Here is a 25,644-nt window from a genome sequence, read left to right on the forward strand (position 1 = left end):
CGGATCGGCAAGGCGCGCGGCGGAGCCGCGCGGTCAGGCGGAGTCAGGCCAAAGCAGGTGGGGCGCGGGGACCCAGGGGCGGGCCATGGGCGGCCAGCGCGGGCAGCGCCCGGTAGGCGGGCGGGGGCGGCACGTACCGGCCCGCGGGCAGCAGGATGGGCGTTACCGCCGGAGTGGGCGCCGGCGCGACGTGCGCCAGCAGCCCGAAGGGGCATTGCGCGCCCGTCTTGGCGGCGTCGTGCCCGGATGGGCGCTCGTCGCCGCCTGCGCGGGCCAGCGCCACGCTGAGCGTGGACAGGTCGCCCGCGGCGGAACAGAAGGTGACTTCCAAGCGGCCGTCATGCAACGCGCGGGCATCGGGCATGTAGCCCGCCGGCACCAGGGCGCGCAAGGTCAGGGCCAGAAGCGCCAGCCACAGCACCCCGTGGGCGCGCGCGGCGCGTCCCAGGCGGTGGAGGCGGGTCAGGTCAGGCATCGTGCCATTTTAGTCATGCCGGCGGGTCAATCCCCTGCGTCCAGACGCCGCACCAGGGCGATATAGCGGCGTTGCGCCTGATCCGCCGGCAGCCCGGCCAAGAGGCGCCAGGCGGCGTGGCCGACCTGGCCGCGGGCATCGGCATCGGGCGGCGCGGCCAGCGGGGCGTCGCCGTGGCGCGCTTGCTGCTCGTAGGCGGCCAGGCGGATCGCCACGGCGGCCGACGGCGGCGCGGAGAGCGAGCGCAATTCGATGACCGCGGCTTCGAATGCGTTGGGCAGGGCGGCCGCGCCGAGCGCCAGCGTGGCGTCGTCCATGGCGTCGCCCTCGGGTTCGTGGCCGCCGGCGGCGGCCAGGCGGCGCCACAAGGCGTCTTCGCGTTCGGGCTCGTCGGCGCGCGCGGTCACCTTGCTGATGGCGTTGTTGCGCAGGCGCAGGGTATGCGTGGACGCCCCTTGATACAGGCTGGCGCCGTCCTGCACCTGGAAGCGCAACGGCAGGGCGATGGAGCGCCCCGCCAGCGCGGGCTGCCCCACGTCGCTGACCGCGAAGGTGTTGCGCGAATAGTCCATCAGCCGTGAGAACAGGTTGATCAGCGCGCCGCGGCCTTCGTAGACGCCGCTGATCGGGTTGTCGCCTTCTTCGGTCCAGACCACGTCTTCGGCAAACAGCGGGAACAGTGTCTCGAATTCGCCGGCCAGCAGGGAGTCGCGGTACGCGCCCAGGATGCGTTCGACATCCGCGGCGCCCATGGGGGCGCCGCGTGCGGCGGCGCGCGGGGACTGGGCGGCGGCAGGGTCGCGGTCCATGAATTGCAGCACGGTGGCGGCCACAAGGTCGCGGTCGTTGTCCACGCAGATCATGTGATAGCTGTTGTTCAACAGTACCAGCTGGCTGCCCGCGATGGCCTCATGCAGCAGCTGCGCCGAGCGCACGGACGTGAGCTCGTCTTCGTGCGCGTGCATGATCAGCGTGGGGCAGCCAATACCGTCCAGCCCGCGCCTGACGGCGTCGCGCAGCCGGTCGACTTCGCGCACGCAGGCCAGCGGCACCCAGCGGTAGTGGAAGTTCTCGCCCCGCTCAAACTTGGCCTTGACGATGGAGCGCACCAGCTCGTTCTTGATGCCGTAGGGCTCTTCCTCTTCCACGCGCATGCGCGCGGCCAGGCCGGGAATGCGGTAGACCAGCTTGCGCAGGCCGCGGTACCAAGGCGTGCTCCACCCATCGATGAAGACGGGGGCTGCCAGCGACACCAGCTTGCCTTGCTTGTGCCCCACCCGTTTGCATAGCTCGACCGCCAGCAGCGCGCCCAGGCACATGCCCATGACGTGCAGGGTGTCGTGGCGAGCGGCGACTTCGTGGTACTTCTGCGTCACGGCATCCAGCCAGTCTTCCATGCGCACCGACAGCAGGTCCTCGGGCGAGGCGCCGTGCCCGGGCAAGGTCAGGCTGTACGTCTGGATGCCGGCGCGCTTCAGGACCTTGTGCATCGAGCCCAGGTCGTACTCCGTCCCACCCAATCCGTGGATCAGGAGGGCGCCCGTGCCGGACGGCGCGTCGGGACTATTGGATGGCATCGGCGGGCTCGCGCTCGATCTCGCCCAGCCGCCACATGCCGGCGACGACGGCCACGCTGCCGTCGAAGTCCGACAACGGCGAGCCCCGGTCGCTGACCAGCCGCCAGCCGCCTGCCGTGTGCGCCACGCGGAACAGCAGGGGCGTGCGGTCCTGGGCGCCCGCGCGGCGGGCTGCCCAATGCATCGCCAGGCGCGACCGGTCTTCCGGATGCGCATGGGCGGCCAGGGATTCCAGATCGGTGATGGCGCTGGCGGGCAGGCCGAACGCGTCCTGCAGGTCGCCCGCCAGTTCCAGCTTGCCGTCATAGGGATTGAAGCGGTACATCAGCTGGTGGCTGCCGGCCAGCGCCAAGTCGAAGCGGCCGCGCCACTGTTCCGCGTTCTCAAGCGCCTGGGCGCGCGCGCCGCGCAGGGTGTTGACGAGCAGCAGCAGCAAGGCCGTGACGACCAGGTAGACCTGGGTGGCCAGCAGCACGTGCCAGGGGTCGTTGGCCTCGACGAAGGGGCCTTCGCCCTGGGCGCTTTGGTACAGCGCCATCAGCATCAGGGTCACCATTGCCAGCGTGCCGCCGGGCGTGCCCCAGACCAGCGCGATCAGCACCGCGAACACCAGCGGCAGATAGGTCAGCTCGAAGGACACGACATAGGGCAGGTTCTGGATCATGTCGCCGTCGAACGTCATGAAGGTCGACACGATCATCAAGGCGTACGCCACCGCGCCGATCAGCAGGTCCCGCATGCGCGGGCCGCCCGAGCGGCGGGGCCGGAACTGTGCCCAGCCGGTCAGCGCCGGCGCCAGGATCAGCACGCCCGCCAGATACGCCGTGACCCAGGTGCGCAGCCGCACCAGCGCGTGCGCTTCCTGCGTCAGCCACAGCCAGCCGCCGCCCATCAAGGCGCTGCTGGCGGCGCCCGCGACCGCGCCCGCCAGCAACGCGGCTACGAAGCCGGGGCCCTCGGCGCGCGGCGACAGGCGCTGCACCGTCCACGCGGCCAGCAGCGAAGACAGGCTGCCCGTCAGCGCGAAGACGAGGGCGGTGGCCGGTTGTCCGCGCGAGACAAGCGTCAGGATCAACTGGGCGCAGAAGAATCCCGCCACCAGCAGCAGCCAGTTGCGCCGCGCGGTCAGCAGGTAGGCGCCGACGGCCACCCCGGGCGGCAGCCAGACGAACAAAGCGTGGCTGACCGGATCGCTGAGCAGGTGCGAGAACACTCCGCACAGCAGATAGGGGATGGTCCACAGCAGGCAAAGCGGATTCTTTCTAACCGTGTCGGTCATACCCATGTCGGTCCTTGCAAACGCATTGAGGCGTGGCGAAGCGCGTTCACCGTGATCAGCGGGTTATACACGGCCCGGACGCCGCTGCGAAGCACCCGCGCCACACTGGCACCCGAAAATCTTGGTACCCTTGAATGCACTTCCGTTTCCACCGCCATCTCAGTGCCCCAGGTTTCAGTGCTTTCCTTGTCCGCCCCGACCCTGTCCGTGCCCGCCTGCCCCCTCCCTTGCGCGGCGCCTGCCGGCCCGCCCCAGTTCGACAGACGGCCCCGCCTGCTCGGGCGGCTATGGATGTGCGCCTGCATCGTCGTGCTGCTGGCGCTGTTGTCCGCCTGCGGCACCACCAAGGTCCAGCCCGGCTACTACCGCGTGCAGTCCGGCGACACGCTGACGCAGATTGCGCGCAAGCAGGGCACCAGCGTCAGCAATCTGGTGCGGTGGAACGGCTTGTCGAATTCGAACACGATCGAGGTCGGGCAGATGCTGCGGGTGCAAGCGCCGGGAGGTCAGACCAGCACGTCCGGTTCCGGCAAGGCGCAGTCCAAGCCGGCGACTTCTTCGCCACGGACCTCCACCTCCACGGCCAAGCGGCGCACCGCGCCGCCGGGCGCGATCTCGCTGGTGTGGCCGGCGCAGGGCAAGGTCACGCGCGGCTACGACGGCGGCGGTTCCAACGGCATCGTCATCTCCAATTCCTCGGGCACGCCGGTGGTGGCCGCGGCGGGCGGCACCGTCGCCTATTCGGGCAGCGGCCTGCGGGGCTACGGCCACCTGGTCATCGTCAAGCACAACGCCAGCTTCCTCAGCATCTATGCGCACAACAGCAAGCTGCTGGTCAAGGAAGGCCAAAGCGTGAAGCAGGGGCAGAAGATCGCCGAAATGGGCAATAGCGACAGCAAGCAGGTCGGGCTGTATTTCGAATTGCGCTATGACGGCCAGGCGGTTGACCCGGCGGGGAACCTGCCGCCCAAATAATCGGGCGGCGCCCAGCCTATACCGCCGCGTCCTGCGTCAAGGTTGAGATGAACGTGGCGGTGCGCGGGTCCGCGGGGTGCGAGAAGATCGTCCGGGACTCGCCGGATTCCACGACGACGCCATCCAGCAGGAACACCACTTCGCGCGATACGCTGGCGGCCAGGCGCAGGTCGTGCGTGGCCATCAGCATGGTCATGCCTTCCGTGGCCAGCTGGCGCAGTACATCCACCACTTCGGCCGCCAGGCCCGGATCCAGCGCGGAGGTCGGTTCGTCGCACAGCAGCACGCGCGGGGCGGGCGCCAGCGCGCGGGCAATGGCCACGCGCTGCTGCTGGCCGCCCGACAGGTTGGCGGGCCAGGCGTCGGCCTTTTCGGCCATGCCGACCTTCTTCAGCAATTCCTCGGCGCGCGCGCGGGCGCGGTCCAGGGGCCACTTCTGCACGGTCAGCAAACCTTCCATCACGTTGCCGATCACCGTCTGGTGCGGAAACAGCTGAAAGTTCTGGAACACCATGCCGGTCTGCTTGCGCACGCGCTGCACCTGTTCGCGCGCCAGCTTCCGTCCGGGCTCGAATTCAACGGTTTCCGGCCCGATGGATAGCGTGCCGCGGTCGGGCACCTCCAGCAGGTTCACGCAGCGCAGCAAGGTGCTCTTGCCGCTGCCCGACGGGCCGATCAAGGCGGTGACGCTGCCTTCGGCGATGCTCACGTCCACTTGCTTGAGCACCGGATTGCCGCCGAAGGATTTTTCGATTTTCTGCAGGCGGATCATCGGCTTTTCTCGGAGAACACGGCGTGCTGGCCAAAGCGCCTTTCCAGCCGGACTTGCGCGGCGGACAGGACGGAACTGAACACCAGGTAGATCAGCGCCGCCTCGGTGTAGAGGATCAGCGGCTCATAGGTGACGGCCGCGATGCGTTGCGCAGCCTGGAAGATTTCGGGCACGGTCAGCACGGCGGCGAGCGACGTGTCCTTGACCAGCGCGATGAACGAATTCGACAAGGGAGGCACCGCCACGCGGGCCGCTTGCGGCAGGATGGTGCGGCGCAGCGCCTGGCCGCGCGTCATGCTGAGCGAATACGCCGCTTCCCACTGGCCCTTGGTGATGGATTCGATGGCGCCGCGGATGACCTCCGAGTTGTAGGCGCCCACGTTCAACGTGAAGCCGATCAGCGCGGCGGGCAGCGGATCCAGCACGATGCCCACGCTGGGCAGGCCGTAGAAGATCACGAACAGCTGCACCAGCAGCGGCGTCCCGCGGATCAACCAGACATAGAAACGCACGAGCGCCACCAGCGGCGCCGGGCCGAACAGGCGGATCAACGCCACCAGGAAAGCCAGCGCCAGCCCGAGCGCGAACGACATCAGCGTGAGCGGCACCGTGAAGACCAGCCCGGCGTGCAGCAACGGCCAGAACGAGTCGGCCATCAACTGCACCCAGGCCGGCACGGTCCACGACCCGATCTGCGCCAGCAGCCAATCGGGGATGACGGCTTGCAGCCAGGAGGGTAGCGTCATGTGCGTGCCTGCCGCTTACTGCGCCGACAGGTCCGTGCCGAAGTATTTGACCGAAATGGTCTTGTAGGTGCCGTCGGCCTTGATGTCGGCCAGCGCCTTGTTGATGGCGGCTTGCAGTTCGGGATTGCCCTTGCGGATCAGCACGCCGGAGTTGCTGAATTCCGCGGTCTTGTCGGTGGCGGCGATCTTCACCTTGGCGTTGGGCTTTTGCTTCTTGAAGTCCAGGAACGACAGGTTGTCGTTGACCGTGGCTTCCACGCGGCCCGAGGTCAAGAGATCGATGGCTTCGTTAAAGCCCTGCACGGCGACGACTTCCGCCCCATGGCTTTGCGCCAGCTTGCCGAAGTTGCTGGTCAGCGTGTTTGCCGACTTCTTGCCCTTCAGGTCGGCAAACGACTTGATGCTGGTGTTGTCGTCGCGCACGATCAGCACGGCAGCCGACGAGATGTAGGGATCGGAGAAATCGTACTTGGCTTTGCGCGCGTCGGTGATGCCGACCTGGTTGATCACAGCGTCGTAGCGCTTGGCGTCCAGCCCCGCGATGAGGCCGTCCCATTTGCCTTCGACGAATTGGGCCTTCACGCCCAGGCGTTCGGCGATGGCGCGCCCAATGTCCACGTCAAAACCGGTAAGCTGGCCCGATGCGTCGTGGAAGGTGAAGGGGGCGTAGGTGCCTTCGGTGCCGATCTTGAACGTGCCGGCGGATTTGATCTGGTCCAGGCCGGACTGGGCGTGGGCAGCGGTCAGGGCGGCGGCCTGGATAAGGCCGGCGATGAACAGCGAGCGGAAGAGTTTCATGGCAATGCTCCACGGATGAACGGTGTCATTCTGGAGAGCTTGCGGGTGTGCAATACCCTCCGGCGTAGCCGCACTCTAACAACGCGCCTATTTTTCCACAAAGCATAAGGAATAGTAAAAATATAGCTGCAAGTCATATGGTTACCCCCGCCCGGCGCGACCTGCGCCGGGCGCAATCAATCTGCAAAGCGAGGGAGATCGGTGTGGAACAGCAATGGAACAGGCGGGCGTTCATGATGGCGGCTGCGGGCGCGGCGGCGGTTGCCGGGGTAATGCCCGCGCAGGGCGCCAACGGCTTGCGGCTGACGCCCGGGGGAGGCAGCATCACCCAGGTGTCCGGGTTGCGCGTGGGCCACTACACCGATACCCGCCGCCCTACCGGCTGCACGGTCATCATCGCCGAAGCGGGCGCCACGGGTGGGGTAGATGTGCGCGGTGCCGCGCCCGGCACCCGCGAGACCGATCTGCTGAATCCCATGAACATGGTGGAAAAGGTGCACGCCATCGTACTGTCTGGCGGCAGCGCGTTCGGTCTGGACACCGCCACGGGCGTCATGCGCTATCTGGAAGAAAAGAAGATCGGCTTCGATGTGGGCGTGGCGCACGTGCCCATCGTGCCGGCCGCCATCCTGTTCGACCTGGGCGTGGGCGACGCCTCCATCCGGCCGGATGCGGCGGCCGGTTACCAGGCCTGCAAGTCGGCCACTACCGCAGCGCCGCAGGAAGGCAACGTCGGCGCTGGGGCAGGCGCTACCGTGGGCAAACTGTACGGTGCCAAGCGCGCCATGAAGGGCGGCATCGGCAGCGCCTCGTTGACGGTGGCGGGCGTGACCGTGGGTGCGATCGTGGCCGTGAACGCGGTGGGCGACGTGCTGGACCCCGCTACCGGGCGCATCCTGGCCGGCGCGCGCACGCCGGACGGCAAGCATCTGCTGGATACGCGGGCGGCCATCCTGGCGGGCGACCTGCCCAATTCCATGCGCCCCGGCACCGCGACGACCATCGGCGTGGTCGCCACCGATGCCACGCTGACCAAGGCGCAGGCACAGAAGATCGCCGGCATGGCCCACGACGGGCTGGCCCGCACCATCAACCCCATCCACACGATGATGGACGGTGACACGATTTTCGCGCTGGGCACCGGCACCTCCGGCAAACCGGGCAATGTGATGCTGCTGGGCGTCATGGCGGCGGAAGCCATGGCGATCGCGGTGCAGCGCGCCATCCTGGCCGCGCGCGCGGTGGAAGGCTTTCCCGCCGCCGTGGATTTCATCGCCTGACCAGCGGGCGCCTCCAGATCCGGCCTGACCTCAGATTGTCACAGGACGGGAACATCATGGGGGACACCGGGCATCCGGTGTCCTGGGGGCTCTCTATGTACGAAGGCGAACGATTCAACGGCGCCACGCACCTGGCCGGCCTGGCGCTGGCCGTGGGCGCGTCCGGTTGGCTGATCTCGCGCGCGGCCGAACTGAAGGTGGACACGAAACAGATCGTCAGCTGCGCGGTGTTCGCGGCGTCGATGATCGCCGTCTATGCCTCGTCGGTGCTGTACCACTGCACCCGCGGCCGCAACAAGGCCCGCTGGGCCAAGGCGGACCATTGCGCCATCTACCTGCTGATCGCCGGGACCTATACGCCGCTGGCGTTCGGGCCGGTGGAGCACGGGTGGGGCGCCGCGATGGGCGTGGCGATCTGGTTGCTGGCCGCCATCGGCATCAGCCGCGAACTCTGGTGGGCGCGCGGCGCGGCGCCGGCCTTGCCGCTGTACCTGGCGATGGGCTGGCTGGGGGTGATGTTCGCCGCCCCGATCGCGGGTGCCCTGTCTTCCGCGGGCCTGGCTTGGCTGCTGGCGGGGGCGGCCGCGTACACGGTGGGTACGCTGTTCTACGTGAACGACAAGCGCTGGCGCCACGCCCACGGGATCTGGCACCTGTTCGTGATGGGCGGGTCGGCCTGCCATTTCGTCACCGTGTTCGGCTTCCTGCGCTACGGCACGCCCGCCTGAACGGGGCGCGTGCCGACCGTCCGGGCGGGAGCGGACTTAGCGCCAGCTGGCCAGCGGCAGCATGCCGCCCCGGTCTTTTACCTTTCTCATGACGATATGCGAACACAGGTCGCGCACCCCGGCGATCTTGCTGAGCTTGTCTTCGACGAACTGCGAAAACGCCGACAGGTTGCGCGTGCGCACCGTCAGGATGTAGTTGGAGGCGCCCGTCACGATGCTGGCTTCGGTGATTTCGTCGTGGGCGGCGATGCCGGCCAGAAACGCTTCGTGCCAGCCCGGGCGCGACTGGTCCAGCGACACGTGGACGATGGCCTCCAGCTCGAACCCCAGCTTTTCGGCGTCCAGCACGGCCCGGTATTGCCGGATCATGCCGCCTTCCTCCAGCGCCCGCACGCGGCGCAGGCAGGCCGAGGGCGACAGCGCCACCTGTTCGGCCAGGTCCTGGTTGCTGAGCTGGCCGTTCTCTTGCAGGCGGTACAGGATGCGCTGGTCGATCGCGTCTAGTTGCATGGGCAATCCAATTCTGAAAATTCGGGTTTCGTGCAATTTACTGCGGAATCTTAGGGTAAGCCACGCCCAGATTTGCAATATTTCGGCTCATCGGCGCTGCTATCCTGTTTGCAGGATATTGCCCGAAGGAGCATTGCATGACTACGCGTGAAGACTGCGTCGCCGCAGACCGGAAAGACCCCCTGGCCTCCCTGAAGGCGCGCTTCGAACTGCCGCCCGGCGTGCTGTATATGGACGGCAATTCGCTGGGCGTCAGCCCGAAGGCGGCCGCCGCCCGCGCCGCCGACGTCATCACGCAGGAATGGGCCACGGGCCTGATCCGCAGCTGGAACACCGCCGGCTGGTTCGAATTGCCCGCCCGCCTGGGCGACAAGCTGGGCAGCCTGCTGGGCGCGCGCGAGGGTGAACTGGTCGTCACCGACACCACGTCGCTGAATATCTTCAAGGCCTTGGCCGCCGCGCTGCGCATCCAGCAGGACAAGCAGCCGACGCGCCGCGTCATCCTGTCCGAACGCGACAACTTCCCGACCGATCTCTACATGATCCAGGGCATGATCGACCTGCTGCAGCAGGGCTACGAGATGCGCCTGATCGACGACGAGCTGCCGCTGGACAAGGCGCTGGACGACTCCGTTGCCGTGATGCTGCTGTCGCACGTGAACTACCGCAGCGGCCAGATGCACGACATGGCCGCCGTGACCGCGTTGGCGCACGAACGCGGCGCGCTGACCATCTGGGACCTAGCGCATGCCGCAGGCGCGGTGCCGGTGGACCTGAACGGCGCCAACGCCGACTTCGCCGTCGGCTGCACCTATAAATATCTGAACGGCGGCCCGGGTTCGCCCGCCTTCATCTGGGTGGCGCCGCGCCACACCAAGGACTTCTGGCAGCCGCTGTCGGGCTGGTGGGGCCACACGCGCCCGTTCGACATGGCCGTTGCCTACGAGCCGGCCGGCGGCATCCGCCGCTACCTGTGCGGCACCCAGCCCATCGTGTCGCTGTCGCTGGTGGAATGCGGCCTGGACGTGGCCCACGAGGCCGACATGGCCGAAGTGCGCAGCAAGTCACTGGCCCTGGGCGACCTGTTCATCGCGCTGGTCGAGGAACGCTGCGAGGGCCATCCGCTTACGCTCGTCACGCCGCGCAAGCACGCGGACCGCGGCAGCCACGTGAGCTTCCGCCATCCCAATGGCTACGAGGTGATGCAGGCGCTGATCGCGCGTGGCCTGATCGGCGACTACCGCGAACCCGAAGTGCTGCGCTTCGGCCTGACGCCGCTGTACTTCGGCTATGCGGACGTGTGGGACGCGGTGGATATCCTGAAGGACGTGCTGGACAGCCGCGCCTGGGACAAGCCCGAATTCAAGCAACGGTCCGCCGTGACTTGAACGCCACGAAGCGTTGCCTTATCGCGCAGGCCAAACCGGCCTTACATCCATAAAGAGAGCGCAGTACAAGGAGGAGACAATGCGGCAACAACAAGGGTTCGGCGAAATCGCCGAACGTGAAAAGGGGCTCAAGCGCCGCTTGACCTCGGGCCAGATGAGCATGATCGCCATCGGCGGGGCCATCGGCACCGGCCTGTTCCTGGGCAGCAAGTTCGCCATCGGATTCGCCGGCCCCAGCGTGATCATCAGCTACGCCATCGGCGGGCTGATCACGCTGCTGCTGATGGGCTGCTTGGCCGAAATGACGGTGGCGCATTCCACGTCCGGGTCTTTCGGCGCCTATGCCGAGCACTACGTCGGCCCGCTGGCGGGATTCCTGGTGCGCTACGCGTACTGGTCCTGCGTCGTGCTGGCGGTAGGCACCGAAGTGACGGCCGTCGCCGAGTACATGAAGTACTGGTTCCCGGGGGTGCCCGGCTGGCAGTGGGTTTGCGTGTTCTCGGCGGCGCTGATCTTCATCAACGCGATGAGCGTCAAGGCGTTCGGCACCATCGAATACTGGTTCTCGACGATCAAGATCACGGCGATCGTGGCCTTCATCATCCTGGGCGCTTACGTGGTCTGGGGCAATCCGCAGTACGGCACGGCGCTGTACACCTCGCATGGCGGGTTCTTCCCGAACGGCGTGTGGGGCATGTGGATCGCCGTGGTGATCTCGATCTTCAGCTACCTGAGCGTGGAGATGATCGCGGTGGCTGCCGGCGAAGCCGAGGACCCCGAGCGCGCCGTCAAAAAGGCATTTCGCGCCACCATCGTCCGGCTGGTCGTCTTCTACCTGCTGACCTTGGCGCTGATCCTGGCCATCGTGCCGTGGGATGAAGCGGGCAAGGGCGGCAGCCCGTTCGTGAAGGTGATGCAGGCGCTGGACATCCCCGGCGCGGCGGGCGTCATCAACTTCATCGTGCTGGTGGCGGCGTTGTCGGCCATGAACAGCCAGCTCTACATCACGACGCGCATGATGTTCAGCCTGTCGCGCGCCGGCCATGCGCCGTCCGTGTTGGGCCGGCTGACGCGCAGCGGCACGCCGCTGAACGCGCTGCTGCTCTCGACCAGTGGCATCGCCATCGCGGCGGTGCTCAACGCGCTGTACCCCGAGACCTCGTTCACGCTGATGATGGCCATCTCGATGTTCGGCGCGCTGTTCACCTGGATGATGATCTTCGTCACGCATTACTTCTTCCGCCGCCGCTGGGCGCGCGAAGGGGGCGCTGCGCTGTCGTTCCGGATGCCGGGGTTCCCCGTCCTGACGCTGCTGGGCGCGGTCGCGATGCTGGCAATCCTGATCACGACGGCGTTTACCGGCGTGTTCAAGATGACGCTGGCCTTTGGCGTGCCGTTCCTGCTGATCCTGGCGGCGCTCTACTTCCTGCTGTTCAAGAAGCGCGGCGAAACCGTCGTGCTGCAGACGCGCGGCCAGCGCGGATAGTCAGTACGGGTGGTCAGGGCGGCGAAGCCGGGCGCCGGGGCGCTAGCGCCCCGGGCCGTTGCCGCATTGCCGGATCGCCGCCAGCATCGCGCGGGCGCGGGCCGGCAGGGAGCGCGATGCGTATACGGCGTGCATCTGCGGCGCGGCGCCTTGGGCGGAGGTCACGGTATAGGCCGGGCACACCCGTACCAGCGCGCCGCGTTCGATCTCCGCCTGCGCGGCCCAGTCCGCCAGCCGCGCGATCCCCATGCCTTGCAGGACCATCGCCATCAAGGCGCTGCCGCTGCTGACGCGCACGGCGGGTTCGGCGTGCAGCCGCACGATGCGCTTGTCTTGCCGCAGGTGCCAGTCCTTCAGCACGCGCGGCCCGGTGTGCATCACCAGGCGATGCGACTTCAGGTCCTCGGGTTCGCGGGGCAGGCCCATGCGGCGCACATAATCCGGGCTGGCGCACAGCAGCCGGTCGTACGGCCAGAGGCGTGCGCCCAGCAGGTCGCTGGACGCTGGAAAACCGCCTCGGATCGCGAAGTCCAGGCCTTCGGCGATCGGGTCCACCCATTTGTCGGTGTACAGGATGTCCATGCTGACGCCGGGATGCGCGTCGGCATACTGGCGCAGCACGGCGGGCAGCAGCGCCACCCCCAGCAGATCCGGCGCCGAAAAGCGCAAGCGACCCTGCACGCCGCCTTGTGCGTCCTGCAAATCATCGCGGGCCTGGGCCTCCAGGCGTAGCAGCTCGCGCGCCGACTGGAAATAGCTTTCACCCTGTGGGGTCAGCACGACGCTGCTCATGCTGCGCAACAGCAATTGCGCGCCTACCTGGCGCTCCAAGGCTTGCACGGCCCGCGTCACGGCGCTGGGCGAGGCGCCCAGGGCGCGCGCGGCCAGCACGAAGCTCTGGCGTTCGGCCACGGCGCAGAACACCTGGTATTCCCATAGCGCGCCTCGTTCCATGCTGATTCTCCATTGCGTTTTTCGCAACATGATATTGCAACGCTGTGGCACATGCCGGGCCTAGACTGGCGGCTTTCCTGACTTGCCTGCCTACCTCATGTCGCAACCCTGCTATGTGGACCCGCTTTCCGGCGCACGCTACCCGATCACCGATGCCCGCTGGTGTTCCGACGCGCAAACGCCGCTGATGATCTCGCCGTTGCCGGGGATATCCCGCGACGATATCGATACGCGCAACCGTTCCATCTGGCGCTATCGCGCCGCCTTGCCGCAGGACATCGCCAAGCCGGTTTCCCTGGGCGAGGGCGCCACGCCGATGGTCGAGCGTGCCTGGGGCGGCCTGCGGCCCCATTTCAAGCTGGAATGGTTCAACCCCACCTGCAGCTTCAAGGACCGGGGCGCGTCCGTCATGCTGTCATGGCTGCGCCAGATCGGCATTCGGGCCGTTGCTGAAGACAGTTCGGGTAACGGCGGCGCGGCCATCGCGGCTTTCGGCGCAGCGGCGGAAATGGGCGTCACCATTTTCGCGCCCGCCTACACGTCCATCGCCAAGGTGGCGCAGATCCGCGCGTTCGGCGCCGACGTGCGCCTGGTGGAAGGCCCGCGCGAAAACTCGCAGACCGAAGCCATCCGCGCCTCGCGTGACATCTTCTACGCCAGCCACAACTGGCAGCCGTTCTTCCTGCAGGGGACGAAGTCCATTGCGTACGAGATGTGGGAAGACTTTGGCTTCCAGGCGCCCGACAACGTCGTGATCCCGGCGGGCGCCGGCAGCAATGTGCTGGGCTGCGCCATCGGGTTTGCCGAATTGCTGGCGGCCGGACAGATCCGCCGCTTGCCCAAGCTCTTCGTGGCGCAGCCGCTGCATTGTTCGCCGGTGGACGCGAGCTTCCAGGCAGGCGTGGACAGCGCCGTGCCGCGCGAGGTGCTGCCCACCGTGGCCGAAGGCACGGCCATCAAGCATCCGGTGCGCTTGCGCGAGGTATTGCAGGCCGTGCGCGCCAGCGGCGGCCAGACGGTGGCGGTGCCGGAAGCGGACATCGTCGCTGCGGTGAAACGGCTGGCGCTGTCGGGTCTGTACGCGGAGCCGACCAGCGCCACGGCGGCCGCGGCGCTTCAGGTACTGGAAGCGCGCGGCGCGATCCAGGCCAGCGAACGCACCGTCGTCCTGCTGACCGGAACGGGCATCAAGTCCACCCAGTTCATGACGGACCTGTATTCGGCGGCGTGAGCGGCGAGGCCCGCTTGACCGCATTGCTGTCGTTTGCGCTGCTGGCCGCTGGTTTACCTGTGGTTCAGCTGGCGTGGGATGCTGCGGCAATGACAGGTTCGGGCGCGGCCGTTGCCTGTGGCGCTGGCGAGAACACGCGCAGGCGGTGGCCGTCAGGATCCAGGGCAACGAAGGTGCGCCCGAAATCCATGTCGGTGGGCGCTTGCAGGATAGGCAGGCCGCGCAGGCTCCATTCCACATGGCGCTGGTTGACGACGTCCGCGTCGGCCACGGCAAACACCAGTTCGGACGCGCCGCCGCGACCGGCCGCGGGCGGTTCCACCGTATAGCGCGACCACAGGCCCAACTTCAGGCCGGAGTCCAGCACGAAGAGGGCGAAGGTGGGTGAATTCTCGACCGGCTGGCGTTGCAGCAGCGCGCTGTAGAACGCCGCGCTGGCCTGGGGCTTTTCGACGTAGAAGAGGACGTAGTTGGTGTCGGACATGATGCGCTCCTGGTGGTTGATGCGCTCATGTTAGGCAGGGGTACTGTCAGTTTTTGGCAGTAGTGTGCATCAGGTTTTTTTCGGTTCGTGGTGGATCGCGCGCCACTCTTTCAGCAAGGCGTGGCGCCGCCGCGGGTAGCGGTCGCCGGCGCTCACGGCGGCGATGCGGTCGGTGCGGAAGTGCCGGAAATCCTGGCGCAGTTCGCACCAGGCCATGACCAGCCGCACGCTATCGAAAAAGCCCAGCGCAAAGGGCCAGATCACGCGGGCAGAATCCGACCCTTTGTCGTCGCGGTATTGGATTTCCAGTTTGCGTTCGCTGCGGATCGCCTGGCGGATAAGCGCCACGTCGACCCGGTCGATGACCGCGTTCGCGCTGGGGGCCACCAGCAACGGAATGGCGTCCAGCTCGTCGCGCAGTTCCTGCGGCAGCACCGCGCCGATCTTGGCCAGCGCATTGCGGGCAGCCAGCCCCAGGCGCTCGTCCGTGCGCCCGGCCACCCAGCGCGTGCCCAGCACCAGGGCTTCGATCTCTTCGGTGCTGAACATCAGGGGCGGCAGCATGAAGCCGGGGCGCAGCACGTAGCCCACGCCAGGCTCGCCTTCAATCTCGGCGCCCTGGCATTGCAGCGTTGCGATGTCGCGGTACAGCGTGCGCAGGCTGATGCCCATTTCGGCGGCCAGCCGGTGGCCGCTGACGGGCAGGCGGTGGCGGCGCAGGGTCTGGAGCAGCTCCAGCAGACGTTCGGTGCGGGACATGGGGCAGGGCGACGGAATCGGATGCCGTAATGCTGCCACGAAATGGCAGTATTGGGTCAGCCCGGCGGCAGGTCCATCAGCCAGTCATGCACGCGCCCGGCCAGGTCCAGGCTGTTGCGGTCCATCATCAGCATGTGCGAATTGCCGGTGATGCCTACCTCGGGCAGGGACAGCACGGTGACACACGGGTAGCGACGCGCGAAGTCCTGCACGCGCGCCCGCATCCGCGGCCAACGCGGGTCGGTATCCATGTTGTCGCCCATCACGATCAGCGTCGGCGTGCGGTAGTCGGCATCCGGCGCCAGCAGGGGAATGCTGGCGGGTTCCAGTGCCACCACGGCGCGTACGCGGTCGGGCCGGGCCTGCGCCGCGCGGATGCCGAAGACGCCCGCCTGTGAATGGCAGATGACGATCATCCGCCCCACGCGTTCCAGCAGCGCCAGGTAGCCCTGCAGGATGGCCGCGTCGGTGTGGACCCAGCGCGGCACCATCTGGGCGGCCAGGCGGTCGAATGCGGCGACGGGAAACTGCGTGTTGGGATAGGCGCTGTCGGACCCGGGCCGCGTGCCCGGACGGCCGATGCGGAACCGCGTGTAGCAGTCTTCGCGCGTTTGGACGATGGGCGCCTCGGGCCAGATCTCGGGCACCAGCGCATAGCCCGCGCGGCCGCGTTCCACCGCGTCGCACAGGTAGGCGTCCCAGCCTCGGCGCAGGAAAGCGTTCAGCCAGCCTTCGCGCCCGTCCGGCGTGGTTTCCCACGCGGCGCCCGTCATGCCGCCGCCATGCCAGAAGGCCAGCGGCGGGCGGCCGCTGGCGGGTTCGGCCAGGAAGTACTGCGCATACATCTGCTCGACGCGATAGGTGCCGTTCGGGTCCAGCGAGACGGGCTGGCCGCCTTCGGCCATGACGACCTCGCGGCAAGCCAGGCCCGACAGCCGGACATCGTGCCCGCCGACGTGGAACGACCCCATGTCGCGCAGCCGGATCGGGGGCGGCGCGCCCGCGTCGTCCAACGCCGTGTGGTCCGGCGCCATCACTCGGCCTTGATGTGGTTGGCCTGGATCACGTCCTTCCAGCGCGCGGTTTCGGCAGTGACGAATTCGCTCAGCGCCTGGCGAGATCCGGCGGCCGTCTCGACGCCCAGTTCGCGCATCTTGGCGGCGACCTCGGGCGCGGCCAGCGCATCGGTGAAGGCGTCATGCAGCGCGGCCAGTGTGGCCTCCGGCGTGCGAGCCGGCGCCATGACGCCGAACCAGGGCGTGATCAGGAAATCGGGCACGCCGCTTTCCGCGAAGGTCGGCACGTCCGGGATGGCGGGCGCGCGCTGGCGGCTGGCCACGGCCAGGGCGCGCAGCTTGCCCGCGCGGATGTTGGCCAGCGACGCCGGCAGATTGTCGAAATACATGTCGACCTGCCCGCCCAGCAGGTCGGCCGCCACCTGGCCTGCGCCCTTGTAGGGAATGTGCGCCAGGTCGATGCCGGCGCGCTGCTTGAGCAGTTCGGTGGCCAGATGGGCCGACCCGCCCACGCCCGACGAGGCCGAATTCAGCTTGCCGGGGTTGGCGCGGGCGTAGGCCAGCAGTTCGGGCAGCGTCTTGGCCGGCACCTGCGGGTTGACGACCAGTACGCTGGGCACCGTGCCGATCATCGCGACGGGCGCGAAGTCCTTGACGATGTCGTACGGCGCGGGCTGATAGAGCGACGGGGCGACTGTGCAGCCGAACGCGCACATCAGTAACGTGTAGCCGTCGGGGGCGGCGCGCGCCACGGCCTGTGCGCCGATATTGCCGCCCGCGCCCGCGCGGTTTTCCACGATCAACGGCTGGCCCAGCCGACGCGCCAGGTTCTCGCTCAGGATGCGCGCCAGGATATCGGGCGTGCCGCCGGCGGGGAAAGGCACCACCAGCGTGATCGGGCGTGCCGGAAAGTCGGCGGCTGCGGCCGGCTGCAAGGCGCCCAGCGCCAGCGCGGCGCCGGTCAGGGCGGCGCTGGCGGCAAGCAGCCAACGGCGGGGGGAGGCCGCGCGCCAGGGCGCGGCGATCAGGCGGAAGGGGCCCATTGCGGAAGTCTCCAGGTGTCGGGTGCGAAATGCCCGATCTGCCGGCGACTGTAGCCAAGCGGCTGCGCGCTGCCCAATGCCGGGCGCGCAAGCAGGCTATACCGAAATTGATATATGACTTTTCATTCATGCTTGTCACGCATAGCATTCAGGGATGAGCGATACGCAACCCTTGCCCTATCTGCGGCGGCTGGACATGAACCTGCTGCTGACCTTCGACGTGCTGATGCGTACCCGCAGCGCCACGGCCAGTTCTGCCTTGCTGCACAAGACGCAGCCCGCCATCAGCCGCGACCTGGCGCGCTTGCGCCGGCGGCTGGAGGATCCGTTGCTGGTGGTGGTGAAAGGGCGCTTCATCCCGACCGAGCGGGCGCTGGAGCTGCACGCCGCGGTGCACGACGCGCTGGCGCAAATCGAAACGGCGCTGCGACCCCCCGAAGCTTTCGATCCCGCGCGGGCCAGCGGCGTCGTCAACATCGGTACCGGCGCGCACAGTGAAATCCTGCTGGCCGCTCCCCTGCTGGAAAGGCTGCATCGATTGGCGCCGGGCATTACGCTGCGCTTCCAGTCCGTGCACGGCGATTTCGTGCCCGACGACCTGGACGCCGAGCGGCTGGACATTGCCATCGGCCTGTTCGGCAAAGTGCCGGCGCGTTTTCACCGCGACACCCTGCTGCGCGACCGTCGCGTCTGCGTCGTGTCTTCGCGGCATCCGTGGGCGGGCCGCAAGGCGCTGACGCTGGCCGACCTGCCTGCCATCAAGTGGTTCGCTTTCGCGCAGATGTACGGCCGGGAAACCAACTTCGACCGTGCCTTGAAGCCGGATGCCGCGCGCCTGGAGTTCTCGGCCTACCTGTCGGGGTTCGGCATCACGCCCTACGTGCTGCTGGATACGGACTACGCCACCACCATGCCCGCCAGCGTGGCGCAGGCGCACAGCCGGCACTTTCCGTTGGCGGTGCTGGAATTGCCCGCGCGTCTGCGCAAGATCGAATTCGTGATGGTGTGGGCGCGCCGCCAGCACACGTCGCCGCAGCAGGCGTGGCTGCGCGACCAGATCCGCGAGGTGCTGCAGGAGCGCGTGGGAGCTCCTGCAGCCCAGTCGGCTTAGGAGCCGACCTTCTTGCCCGTCGCCACGTCGATCACCGAACCGTCTTCCAGGCTGACGCGGTAGATCTCGCGCACGACGTTGCCGGCAAAGCCGATTTCGACGATGGACACGTCCTTGAACGTGGTGTTGATGCCGTCGGGCAGCACGGCGTTGAACTTGTCGGACTCCTGCTTCATGGCGTCCTGCAGGCGGGTGTCGTAGATCGCCATGCTGTAGACGAGCGTGGTGTGCGGGTTATGGGCGCGCACCTCTTTGCCGTCCTGCATGATGTTGACGCCGCTGACGCCCATCGTCTTGACCAGATCCTTGCCTGCGTCGCCCATCTTGGCGTAGACGGGGCCCGTCACGCGTGGCAGCGGGCCGTCGCGCAAGGGGGCCAGGGCGGCGGTCGTCACCGTGTTGTAGCGCATCATGTCTTCGAACCCCTGGCCGCTTTTGACGACGCCCAGGTCCAGCCACCACGGGTGGCCTGCGCCCTTGGCGGCTTCGGTCGGATAGAAGGTTTTCAGCGTGACCTGCAGGGGGGCGGGCGGCTTGGGCAGCGCGCGCAGCATGCGGGCAGGCGTCTCGGGGTCGGCGCTGTGGATATGGACCACGGTCACGTGCGGCATGTTGGGCGTTTCGGCCTCGGTTTTCAGGCCCAGCGCCAGCAGGTCCTGCTTGAGCGTGCCGGTGATCTTGGCGTCCAGAACGGCGTTGACGTCCTGCGGCAGGCGGTAGACCACGCCGTAGGTCGCCTTGTGGGCGCGGAACTCCGGTTTGTCCAGGGCGCTGTTGTCGATGGGCGCCGCGGCGTGGGCTGCGAACGAGGAGGCGAACAGGCCGAGGGCGGCCAGGTGGAATGCACGTTTGATCATGGGGAATCCCTTGTCGTTGTTGACGTGACCCGCGAGAGTCATCCGCAGTGTGGCCACTGCGGATGTACGGGGTATTGCACCAGCCGAAAGAATCCCGATACCAGTCGCTGCTTGGCCGATAGGTGGCGGCCGCGGATGGTATCCGCCTGGGGGCCCGTCAACCCTGAAAGGGGGGCTCGCCCAGGCCTAGACCAGGAAGACGATGGCCACGATGGCGATGCCCAGCACCAGGTTCACGCCGACCCAGCTGCGGATGCCCGCCATGGCCTGACCGCCTTTGGGCCAATCGGACGCCGCCACGGCCGCGGCAAGGCGCTTGTAGAGCGCAAACCGGATATGGCCGAAGATGGCCATCATCACGATCCCGCCGCCGGCCATCAGCGTCCAGGCCAGCGGCATGAAGAAGGCGCCGCCCGTGCGCACGGCCTGGCTGGCTTCCTGCCCGATCATCGACACGCCCGTCAGCAGGATCAGCACGATCGCCGCCAGCACGGCGTTCAAGAAGGGGCCCAGCACCGACGCCATCAGCTTCAGGCGCGCGGGCGGTTCCAACTGCGCGGCCGCCGGCCGCAGGAAACAGTGCGCGAACAGCATGCCGCCGACCCACAGGATCACGGCGATCACATGGATGAACTTCAAGACGCTATAGAACATGGGGGGCTGCCTGCAAGGGGAGGGCCGCGGGGTGCGGCCCGGTCTGTCCCCATCATATCGCCGCAACAGAATCTGGCGCGGACTTGACCAGAATCATGGTTTTGCATTTAGAATGAGATTGATTTCTATTTGTGTATAGCGTTCTGGGAGCCCGTCGTGCCGAACCCTGTGCTCGCTTCAGGCGACGCCGTTCAACTTTTGTACCGCACTCATCATGGATGGCTGCACAACTGGTTGCGTGCGAAATTGGGCAACACGTTCGATGCGGCCGATCTGGCCCAGGACACGTTCGTGCGGGTGCTGCGGCACCGCCACGAACTGGACGCCCTGCGCGAACCCCGCGCCTATCTCACGACGATCGCCAAGCGCCTGCTGCTGAACCATCACCGGCGCCGCTCGGTGGAAGAGGCGTACCTCGAAGCGCTGGCGCTGATGCCGGAAGCGGTGGCCCCGTCCGCCGAGCATCGCCTGATCATCCTGGAAACGCTGCAAGAAATTGACGAAATGCTGTCCGGGCTGTCGCTGCCGGCGCGCCAGGCGTTCCTGATGGCGCAACTGGAAGGGCTGAGCCACGGTGAAATCGCCGCGCGGCTGAACGTGTCGCTGCGGTCCGTGCACCGCTATATCGCCCGCGGGTTCGAGCAATGCATCATGGCGGTGATGTGAGCGCCCCGGCCGGAGAATTGCCCGCCGTCGCACGCAACGTGGCGCGCGAAGCGGCGCGATGGCTGCTGCGTCTGAGTTCGGGCCGCGCAACCGACGCGGACGTCCATGCCTGCGATCAATGGCGCGCCAGCAAGGCCGAACACGAATACGCCTGGCAGCGTGCGCAACGCGTGAACGAACGCTTCGGCCTGATCCCGGCGGCGCTCGGCATGGCCACCCTGAACCGGCCTGAACTGCAGCAGCGCCGCGCGGCCCTGAAGGCGCTGGTGGCGCTGGTGGTGGCCGGCCCCGTGGGCTGGGCCGCCTGGCGCGCCGATCCCCTGGCTTGGACCGCCGACTACCGCAGCGGCCCGGGCGAGCGGCGCAACGTGGCGCTTGCCGACGGCTCCACCCTGCATCTGAATACGGCCAGTGCCGTGGACGTGGCGTTTGACGCCGCGACCCGCCTGGTGCGGCTGCGTTCGGGCGAGATCGCCGTGCACGCGGTGGCGGACGCCTCGCCCCACCCGCGCCCGTTCGTGGTGCGCACGAGCCTGGGCGATATCGAGGCGATGCCGTCGCGCTTCTGCGTGCGCCAGGACGGCGGGCATTGCCAGGTCAGCGTGCAGGAAGGGCAGGTCCGCGTCAGCAGCGGCGCGCATCCCGGCCGCATGGTGAGCCTTGTGGCGGGTGAGCAAGGCAGCCTTACCGAGGGCGGCGTGTCCGCGCCGTCGGCCGCTGATCCGCATGCCAGTGATTGGATGCGCGGCGTGCTGTACGCCAATCAGTTGCGCCTGGACGCCTTTGCTTCCGAATTGGGGCGATACCGCTCGGGCGTGCTGCGCTGCGATCCGGAGATCGCGCATCTGCGTATCTCCGGCGCCTTCCAGTTGAACGACACCGATGCCGTGCTGGCCGCCTTGCCCGCGACCTTGCCGGTGCAGGTGCGCTACCGCACGGCCTATTGGGTGACCATCGGGCCGCGGGAGGCAGCGGCGTGATTGTTCGTTGTTACAAAATACCGGCGCCCAAGCTGTCCGATTCGCGATTCACGAGGGTCATGGTCTGTATAGGCAAACGAATGCCGATACCCGTTGGATCGAAAGGACGACCATGGCTTATCTCCCCGCCGGCCGCGCAAGCGGCTCCCAAACCGCTCCGGGCGCGCAGGTCCGGCTGACCCGCCTGACTTGCGCCGTGCATGCCGCGCTGGCGTTCGCCGTCGTGTCCAGCGCCATGCTGCCGCTGGCCGCCGCGCACGCGCAATCGATCGCGCAGGCGTCGGCCCAGGCTGCGGCGCGCGGCTATCGCATCCCGGCCGGCGCGTTGGCCGAGGCTCTGCCGCGATTTGCCGACAGTGCAGGCGTGACCGTGCTGTTCGACGCCAAGCTGGTGGGGCAGCGCCGCACGGACGGGCTGGAGGGCACGTATTCCGTGAATGAAGGTTTCGCGCGGTTGCTGGCCGGCAGCGGCCTGGCCGTGCAGGAACGCACCGCAGGCGTGTTCGTGCTGCTGCCCGCGCCGCAGCCTGGCGTAACGCTGCTGACGCCGGTCCAGGTGGAAGGCGAGGGCGCCGTCGTGACGCCCGCCTGGGAGACCAGCACCGACCGCAAGCAGATGGACGATCTTCAGATCAAGAACTGGAGCGACCTGGGTAAGCGCGCCGAAGCCGGGGTGAACTTCAACCGCACGACCAACAGCATCAACATCCGCGGCCTGGACCAGGACCGCGTGCTCACGCGCGTGGACGGCATCCGCCTGCCGTGGCTGGACGATGGCGCGCGCGGCGTGAAGGGCGGCCTGGAGGCCGTGGACTTCAACAGCCTGTCGCGGCTGGATATCGTGCGCGGCGCGGATGCGACCGGGGGCGGCTCCGGCGCCCTGTCCGCCACCGCTGACCTGTACACATTGGATCCGTCCGACCTCTTGACCGACGGCAAGACGTTCGGCGCATTGGCCAAGACCGACTACGATTCCGCCGATGCCAGCTGGGGCGCCAACGCCGCGCTGGCGGGTCAGATCCACAGCAACACCTTCTGGCTGGTGCAGGCGGGCGTGCGCAACGGCCACGACATCGACAACCGCGGCGACGTCGGCGGTTATGGCCCCAAGCGCAGCCAGCCCAGCCCCGAAGACTACGACCAGCAGAGCTTCCTCATGAAGCTGCAGCAGCGTGTCGAAGGGGGCCACCGCTTCGGACTGACGGGCGAATACTTCAAGCGCCGCGCCGACATCGACAACATGTACGACCAGGGCGCGGGCACCAGTTACCTGTACGGTGAGAACCGCACGAAGAAGGAAACCGAGCGCGAGCGCGTGTCCTTCGACTATTCCTACAAGGCGCCCAGCGAAGGCAGCCTGATCGACACCGCCACCGCCGTCGTCTACTGGCAACGCATGCGGCTGGACAACGCGCTGGACGGCGTGCGCAGCGTGGACTCCCGCGCGACCATCATCCCCGGCGATCCGTTCCGCTACGGCTTTCCCAGCGGCCCGTACGGCCGCAGCAACTCCATCCAGCAGACGCTGTTCGGCGTGAACGGCGAACTCACCAAGCGGCTGGGCGGCGCCTCGGTGTCGCAGCTGTGGACGGTGGGCGGCGAGTGGTACGGCAACAAGACCGAGCAGAACTCCAGCGGCTACGACAATTGCCCCGTGCTGCGCCCGGGCACCCCCGCGCTGTTCGGCCCGCGTTCGTGCGACATGCTGCACACCAACCAGGCCGACGTGCCGCAATCCAAGGGCAACCAGTGGGCCCTGTGGGTGCAGGACGAATTCAGCTTCGGCGACGGCCGCTACACGGTCATGCCGGCCCTGCGCTACGACCACTACGAGCAAAAGCCGCAGTCCACCGCCAGCTACGAAAGCAATCCCAACGCCGGCGCCTTGCCGCCGTCCAACAGCGGCAGCCGCTTCTCGCCGAAGTTGCTGGGCACCTGGAAAGCGATGGAGCAGTTGAGCGTCTACGCCCAGTACGCCTACGGATTCAAGGCGCCCACCGCCAGCCAGCTCTACACCAACTACGGCGGACCAGGAACCTATCTGCGCGTGGGCAATCCCTATCTGAAGCCCGAAACCAGCAAGGGTTGGGAGTTGGGCGCCAAGATGGGCACCGACGACCTGGGCGGTGCGGTATTGTTGTTTGATAATCGTTATCAGAACTTTATTGATGCGAATCAGCCGATAGACGCGAATTCGCCGCAGTGGCAGCCGGGTTGGGCCGGGCAGTACCCGCTGGGCATCACGGGTAACGTGAACCGCGCCAAGGTCCGCATCTACGGCGCCGAAGCCAGCGCGCACTGGAAGTTCGCGCCGGGTTGGCGCACCTGGGGCTCGGTGGCATGGACCGTGGGCAAGGACGAAGGCACGGGGCAGTACCTGAATTCGGTGGCGCCGCTGAAGGCCATCCTGGGCGTGGGCTACGGCCGTGACGTGTGGGGCGTGGATGCCTTGCTGACCACCGCGCTCAAGCGCGACAAGGTCGAGTATCCCGACAGCACGCCCACGGCGGCGAACGCCGACTTCCAGGCCCCGGGCTACGGCGTGGTGGACTTGATGGGTTATTGGCGCCCCGCGTCAGTGAAGGGGCTGCAGGTGCAGGCTGGCGTGTTCAACCTGTTCGACAAGAAGTACTGGGAGGCCATCAACGTGCCGACTGCGGGTACCCAGGTGCTGCCGCGCACGGTGGATTGGTACACGGAACCGGGCCGTAGCGTGCGCGTGTCGCTGACCTACCAGTATTGATTTCGCGCCGCCGCCGCCCGCAGGTGGGCGGCGGCGGTTTTTGAAGAATGCTTTGCTCCGGCCGGAGGGCCCACGATGACGAATCAAGATTTCAACTCCCGCGCGCAAGCGCTGCGCGCCCGCAACGACGAATTGGCGGCCTCGCAACCCGGGCTGCGCGCCCGCAACCTGGCCCAGGCGCTGGGCGTGTCCGAAGCCGAATGGGTCGCTGCCGGCTGTGGCGGCGTGACGGCGACGGCGCTGCATGGCACGCCGCAAGCCATCTTTCGCGAACTGGGCACGCTGGGCGAAGTGATGGCGCTGACGCGCAACGACTGGTGCGTGCACGAACGCCACGGCGAATACCTGGACATCCAGGCCGACGGCCCGGTGGGCCTGGTGTTGGGGCCCGATATCGACCTGCGCGTGTTCTTCACGGCCTGGAAGTCCGCCTGGGCGGTCCAGCAGGACGGGCGCCATAGCCTGCAGTTCTTCGACGGCGCCGGCGTGGCCGTGCACAAGGTCTACCGTACCGACGCGACGGACGCCGCCGCCTACGACGCGCTGGTCGCCAAGTTCGCGGGCGAGCCGCAATGGCCGGAAACCACCGCCTATGCGCCCGCCACCGACGCCGAAGCAGTCGAGGACGCGGCGGGTTGGCGCGAGGCGTGGCTGGGCATGAAGGACACGCATGAGTTCTTTCCGCTGCTGCGCAAGTTCAAGGTCTCGCGCCTGGCCGCGCTGGCCGCAGCCGGCGAAGACCTGGCGCAGCCCGTGCCCGCGGATTCCGTGGAACGCATGCTGCAGTCGGCCGCGGAATCCGGCCTGTCGATCATGTGCTTCGTGGGCAACCGCGGCATGATCCAGATCCATAGCGGCCCGGTCGAGCAGTTGCGCCGCACCGGGCACTGGTACAACGTGCTGGACCCGAAGTTCAACCTGCACCTGGACACGACCGCCATCGCATCGGCCTGGGTAGTGAACAAGCCCACGTCCGACGGCTGGGTGACGTCGCTGGAGGTGTATGCCGCCAACGGCGACCTGATCGTGCAGTTCTTCGGCGAACGCAAGCCGGGCAAGCCTGAACTGACCGGCTGGCGCGAATTGATGGTCAGCCTGTGCGGCGCGCCCTTGGCCGTCTGAGGATCCGTTG

At 67.6% G+C, this 25,644-nt stretch carries 25 protein-coding genes; 11 read left to right on the plus strand and 14 right to left on the minus strand.

Going from position 1 to position 25,644, the window contains the following annotated elements; all coding sequences use genetic code 11:
- Window positions 1–43: 43 nt before the first annotated feature.
- From AC3WMU_RS17120 to AC3WMU_RS17130, 3 genes are read right to left on the minus strand one after another with little or no spacing between them, the layout of a single operon-like run.
- Complete coding sequence (locus AC3WMU_RS17120) at window positions 44–475, minus strand: DUF2946 family protein (RefSeq protein WP_006222602.1); 432 nt, start codon at window positions 473–475, stop codon at window positions 44–46.
- Between the two features lie 26 nt (window positions 476–501).
- Window positions 502–2,052, minus strand: coding sequence for an acyl-CoA-binding protein (locus AC3WMU_RS17125; protein ID WP_035212324.1), 1,551 nt, complete (start codon window positions 2,050–2,052; stop codon window positions 502–504).
- The gene (locus AC3WMU_RS17130) at window positions 2,039–3,337 is read right to left on the minus strand and encodes an MASE1 domain-containing protein (RefSeq protein ID WP_492282719.1); all 1,299 of its coding nucleotides are present in this window, start codon (window positions 3,335–3,337) and stop codon (window positions 2,039–2,041) included. Before AC3WMU_RS17130 ends, AC3WMU_RS17125 begins: the two co-directional genes overlap by 14 nt.
- A 285-nt stretch (window positions 3,338–3,622) precedes the next feature.
- Between AC3WMU_RS17130 and AC3WMU_RS17135 the strand changes: the two genes are divergently transcribed.
- Window positions 3,623–4,306: a peptidoglycan DD-metalloendopeptidase family protein gene (locus AC3WMU_RS17135; protein ID WP_006222605.1), complete on the plus strand. Its 684-nt coding sequence runs from the start codon at window positions 3,623–3,625 to the stop codon at window positions 4,304–4,306.
- A gap of 16 nt (window positions 4,307–4,322) precedes the next feature.
- On the opposite strand, the gene AC3WMU_RS17140 is transcribed toward AC3WMU_RS17135, so the two are convergent.
- The 3 genes from AC3WMU_RS17140 to AC3WMU_RS17150 all read right to left on the minus strand — a co-directional run bounded on the left by AC3WMU_RS17140 (window position 4,323) and on the right by AC3WMU_RS17150 (window position 6,622).
- Window positions 4,323–5,078, minus strand: a complete 756-nt coding sequence (locus AC3WMU_RS17140) for an amino acid ABC transporter ATP-binding protein (protein ID WP_006222606.1) — start codon at window positions 5,076–5,078, stop codon at window positions 4,323–4,325.
- Window positions 5,075–5,755: an ABC transporter permease subunit gene (locus AC3WMU_RS17145; RefSeq protein WP_315134378.1), complete on the minus strand. Its 681-nt coding sequence runs from the start codon at window positions 5,753–5,755 to the stop codon at window positions 5,075–5,077. The genes AC3WMU_RS17140 and AC3WMU_RS17145 overlap by 4 nt, the downstream gene beginning before the upstream one ends.
- A gap of 84 nt (window positions 5,756–5,839) precedes the next feature.
- Entirely contained in the window at window positions 5,840–6,622 is a 783-nt protein-coding gene (locus tag AC3WMU_RS17150) for an amino acid ABC transporter substrate-binding protein (RefSeq protein WP_006222608.1), read from the minus strand.
- A gap of 203 nt (window positions 6,623–6,825) precedes the next feature.
- Between AC3WMU_RS17150 and AC3WMU_RS17155 the strand changes: the two genes are divergently transcribed.
- A complete protein-coding gene (locus tag AC3WMU_RS17155) occupies window positions 6,826–7,902 on the plus strand; it encodes a P1 family peptidase (RefSeq protein ID WP_280026570.1) in 1,077 nt (358 codons plus the stop codon).
- A gap of 95 nt (window positions 7,903–7,997) precedes the next feature.
- Complete coding sequence (trhA, locus tag AC3WMU_RS17160) at window positions 7,998–8,630, plus strand: PAQR family membrane homeostasis protein TrhA (RefSeq protein WP_006222610.1); 633 nt, start codon at window positions 7,998–8,000, stop codon at window positions 8,628–8,630.
- A 36-nt stretch (window positions 8,631–8,666) separates the two neighbouring features.
- Here the strand turns inward: trhA and AC3WMU_RS17165 are convergent, their stop codons facing one another.
- Window positions 8,667–9,140, minus strand: a complete 474-nt coding sequence (locus AC3WMU_RS17165; protein ID WP_006222611.1) for an Lrp/AsnC family transcriptional regulator — start codon at window positions 9,138–9,140, stop codon at window positions 8,667–8,669.
- A gap of 137 nt (window positions 9,141–9,277) precedes the next feature.
- Between AC3WMU_RS17165 and kynU the strand changes: the two genes are divergently transcribed.
- Together kynU and AC3WMU_RS17175 are read left to right on the plus strand one after the other, a co-directional pair.
- Entirely contained in the window at window positions 9,278–10,528 is a 1,251-nt protein-coding gene (kynU, locus tag AC3WMU_RS17170; protein WP_006222612.1) for a kynureninase, read from the plus strand.
- Between the two features lie 79 nt (window positions 10,529–10,607).
- Window positions 10,608–12,014: an amino acid permease gene (locus tag AC3WMU_RS17175; protein WP_006222613.1), complete on the plus strand. Its 1,407-nt coding sequence runs from the start codon at window positions 10,608–10,610 to the stop codon at window positions 12,012–12,014.
- 42 nt (window positions 12,015–12,056) lie between these two features.
- Here the strand turns inward: AC3WMU_RS17175 and AC3WMU_RS17180 are convergent, their stop codons facing one another.
- A complete protein-coding gene (locus AC3WMU_RS17180) occupies window positions 12,057–12,968 on the minus strand; it encodes a LysR family transcriptional regulator (protein ID WP_492282720.1) in 912 nt (303 codons plus the stop codon).
- A 97-nt stretch (window positions 12,969–13,065) separates the two neighbouring features.
- Here AC3WMU_RS17180 and AC3WMU_RS17185 point away from each other — a divergent pair, with 97 nt between their 5' ends.
- A complete protein-coding gene (locus tag AC3WMU_RS17185; RefSeq protein ID WP_280026574.1) occupies window positions 13,066–14,199 on the plus strand; it encodes a threonine synthase in 1,134 nt (377 codons plus the stop codon).
- A 64-nt stretch (window positions 14,200–14,263) separates the two neighbouring features.
- Here AC3WMU_RS17185 and AC3WMU_RS17190 read toward each other — a convergent pair whose 3' ends face one another.
- The 4 genes from AC3WMU_RS17190 to AC3WMU_RS17205 all read right to left on the minus strand — a co-directional run bounded on the left by AC3WMU_RS17190 (window position 14,264) and on the right by AC3WMU_RS17205 (window position 17,501).
- Window positions 14,264–14,683 (minus strand): VOC family protein, encoded by a 420-nt coding sequence (locus AC3WMU_RS17190; RefSeq protein ID WP_454677681.1) that lies wholly within the window; start codon window positions 14,681–14,683, stop codon window positions 14,264–14,266.
- Between the two features lie 69 nt (window positions 14,684–14,752).
- Window positions 14,753–15,442 carry a helix-turn-helix transcriptional regulator gene (locus tag AC3WMU_RS17195; protein ID WP_280026577.1) on the minus strand — a complete coding sequence of 230 codons (690 nt, stop codon included), beginning with the start codon at window positions 15,440–15,442 and terminating at the stop codon, window positions 14,753–14,755.
- Window positions 15,443–15,498: 56 nt separating this feature from the next.
- Window positions 15,499–16,476: an alpha/beta hydrolase gene (locus AC3WMU_RS17200; protein ID WP_280026578.1), complete on the minus strand. Its 978-nt coding sequence runs from the start codon at window positions 16,474–16,476 to the stop codon at window positions 15,499–15,501.
- On the minus strand, window positions 16,476–17,501 hold the full coding sequence (locus tag AC3WMU_RS17205) for a tripartite tricarboxylate transporter substrate binding protein (protein ID WP_424625116.1): 1,026 nt from the start codon (window positions 17,499–17,501) through the stop codon (window positions 16,476–16,478). The genes AC3WMU_RS17200 and AC3WMU_RS17205 overlap by 1 nt, the downstream gene beginning before the upstream one ends.
- Window positions 17,502–17,655: 154 nt before the next feature.
- Between AC3WMU_RS17205 and AC3WMU_RS17210 the strand changes: the two genes are divergently transcribed.
- The gene (locus AC3WMU_RS17210) at window positions 17,656–18,612 is read left to right on the plus strand and encodes a LysR family transcriptional regulator (RefSeq protein ID WP_424625117.1); all 957 of its coding nucleotides are present in this window, start codon (window positions 17,656–17,658) and stop codon (window positions 18,610–18,612) included.
- Here the strand turns inward: AC3WMU_RS17210 and AC3WMU_RS17215 are convergent.
- Window positions 18,609–19,469, minus strand: coding sequence for a hypothetical protein (locus AC3WMU_RS17215; protein ID WP_424625118.1), 861 nt, complete (start codon window positions 19,467–19,469; stop codon window positions 18,609–18,611). The genes AC3WMU_RS17210 and AC3WMU_RS17215 overlap by 4 nt on opposite strands.
- A 186-nt stretch (window positions 19,470–19,655) precedes the next feature.
- On the minus strand, window positions 19,656–20,123 hold the full coding sequence (locus AC3WMU_RS17220) for a CopD family protein (protein ID WP_492282721.1): 468 nt from the start codon (window positions 20,121–20,123) through the stop codon (window positions 19,656–19,658).
- 156 nt (window positions 20,124–20,279) lie between these two features.
- Here AC3WMU_RS17220 and AC3WMU_RS17225 point away from each other — a divergent pair, with 156 nt between their 5' ends.
- From AC3WMU_RS17225 to AC3WMU_RS17240, 4 genes are all read left to right on the plus strand, one after another.
- Window positions 20,280–20,789, plus strand: a complete 510-nt coding sequence (locus AC3WMU_RS17225; protein ID WP_006222624.1) for a sigma-70 family RNA polymerase sigma factor — start codon at window positions 20,280–20,282, stop codon at window positions 20,787–20,789.
- On the plus strand, window positions 20,768–21,769 hold the full coding sequence (locus tag AC3WMU_RS17230; RefSeq protein ID WP_492282722.1) for a FecR domain-containing protein: 1,002 nt from the start codon (window positions 20,768–20,770) through the stop codon (window positions 21,767–21,769). Before AC3WMU_RS17225 ends, AC3WMU_RS17230 begins: the two co-directional genes overlap by 22 nt.
- 112 nt (window positions 21,770–21,881) lie before the next feature.
- Window positions 21,882–24,512, plus strand: a complete 2,631-nt coding sequence (locus AC3WMU_RS17235) for a TonB-dependent receptor (RefSeq protein WP_492282723.1) — start codon at window positions 21,882–21,884, stop codon at window positions 24,510–24,512.
- Window positions 24,513–24,587: 75 nt separating this feature from the next.
- On the plus strand, window positions 24,588–25,634 hold the full coding sequence (locus AC3WMU_RS17240; RefSeq protein WP_492282724.1) for a hemin-degrading factor: 1,047 nt from the start codon (window positions 24,588–24,590) through the stop codon (window positions 25,632–25,634).
- Window positions 25,635–25,644: the final 10 nt, after the last annotated feature.

The organism is Achromobacter sp. FW305-C-13, assembly GCF_058783475.1.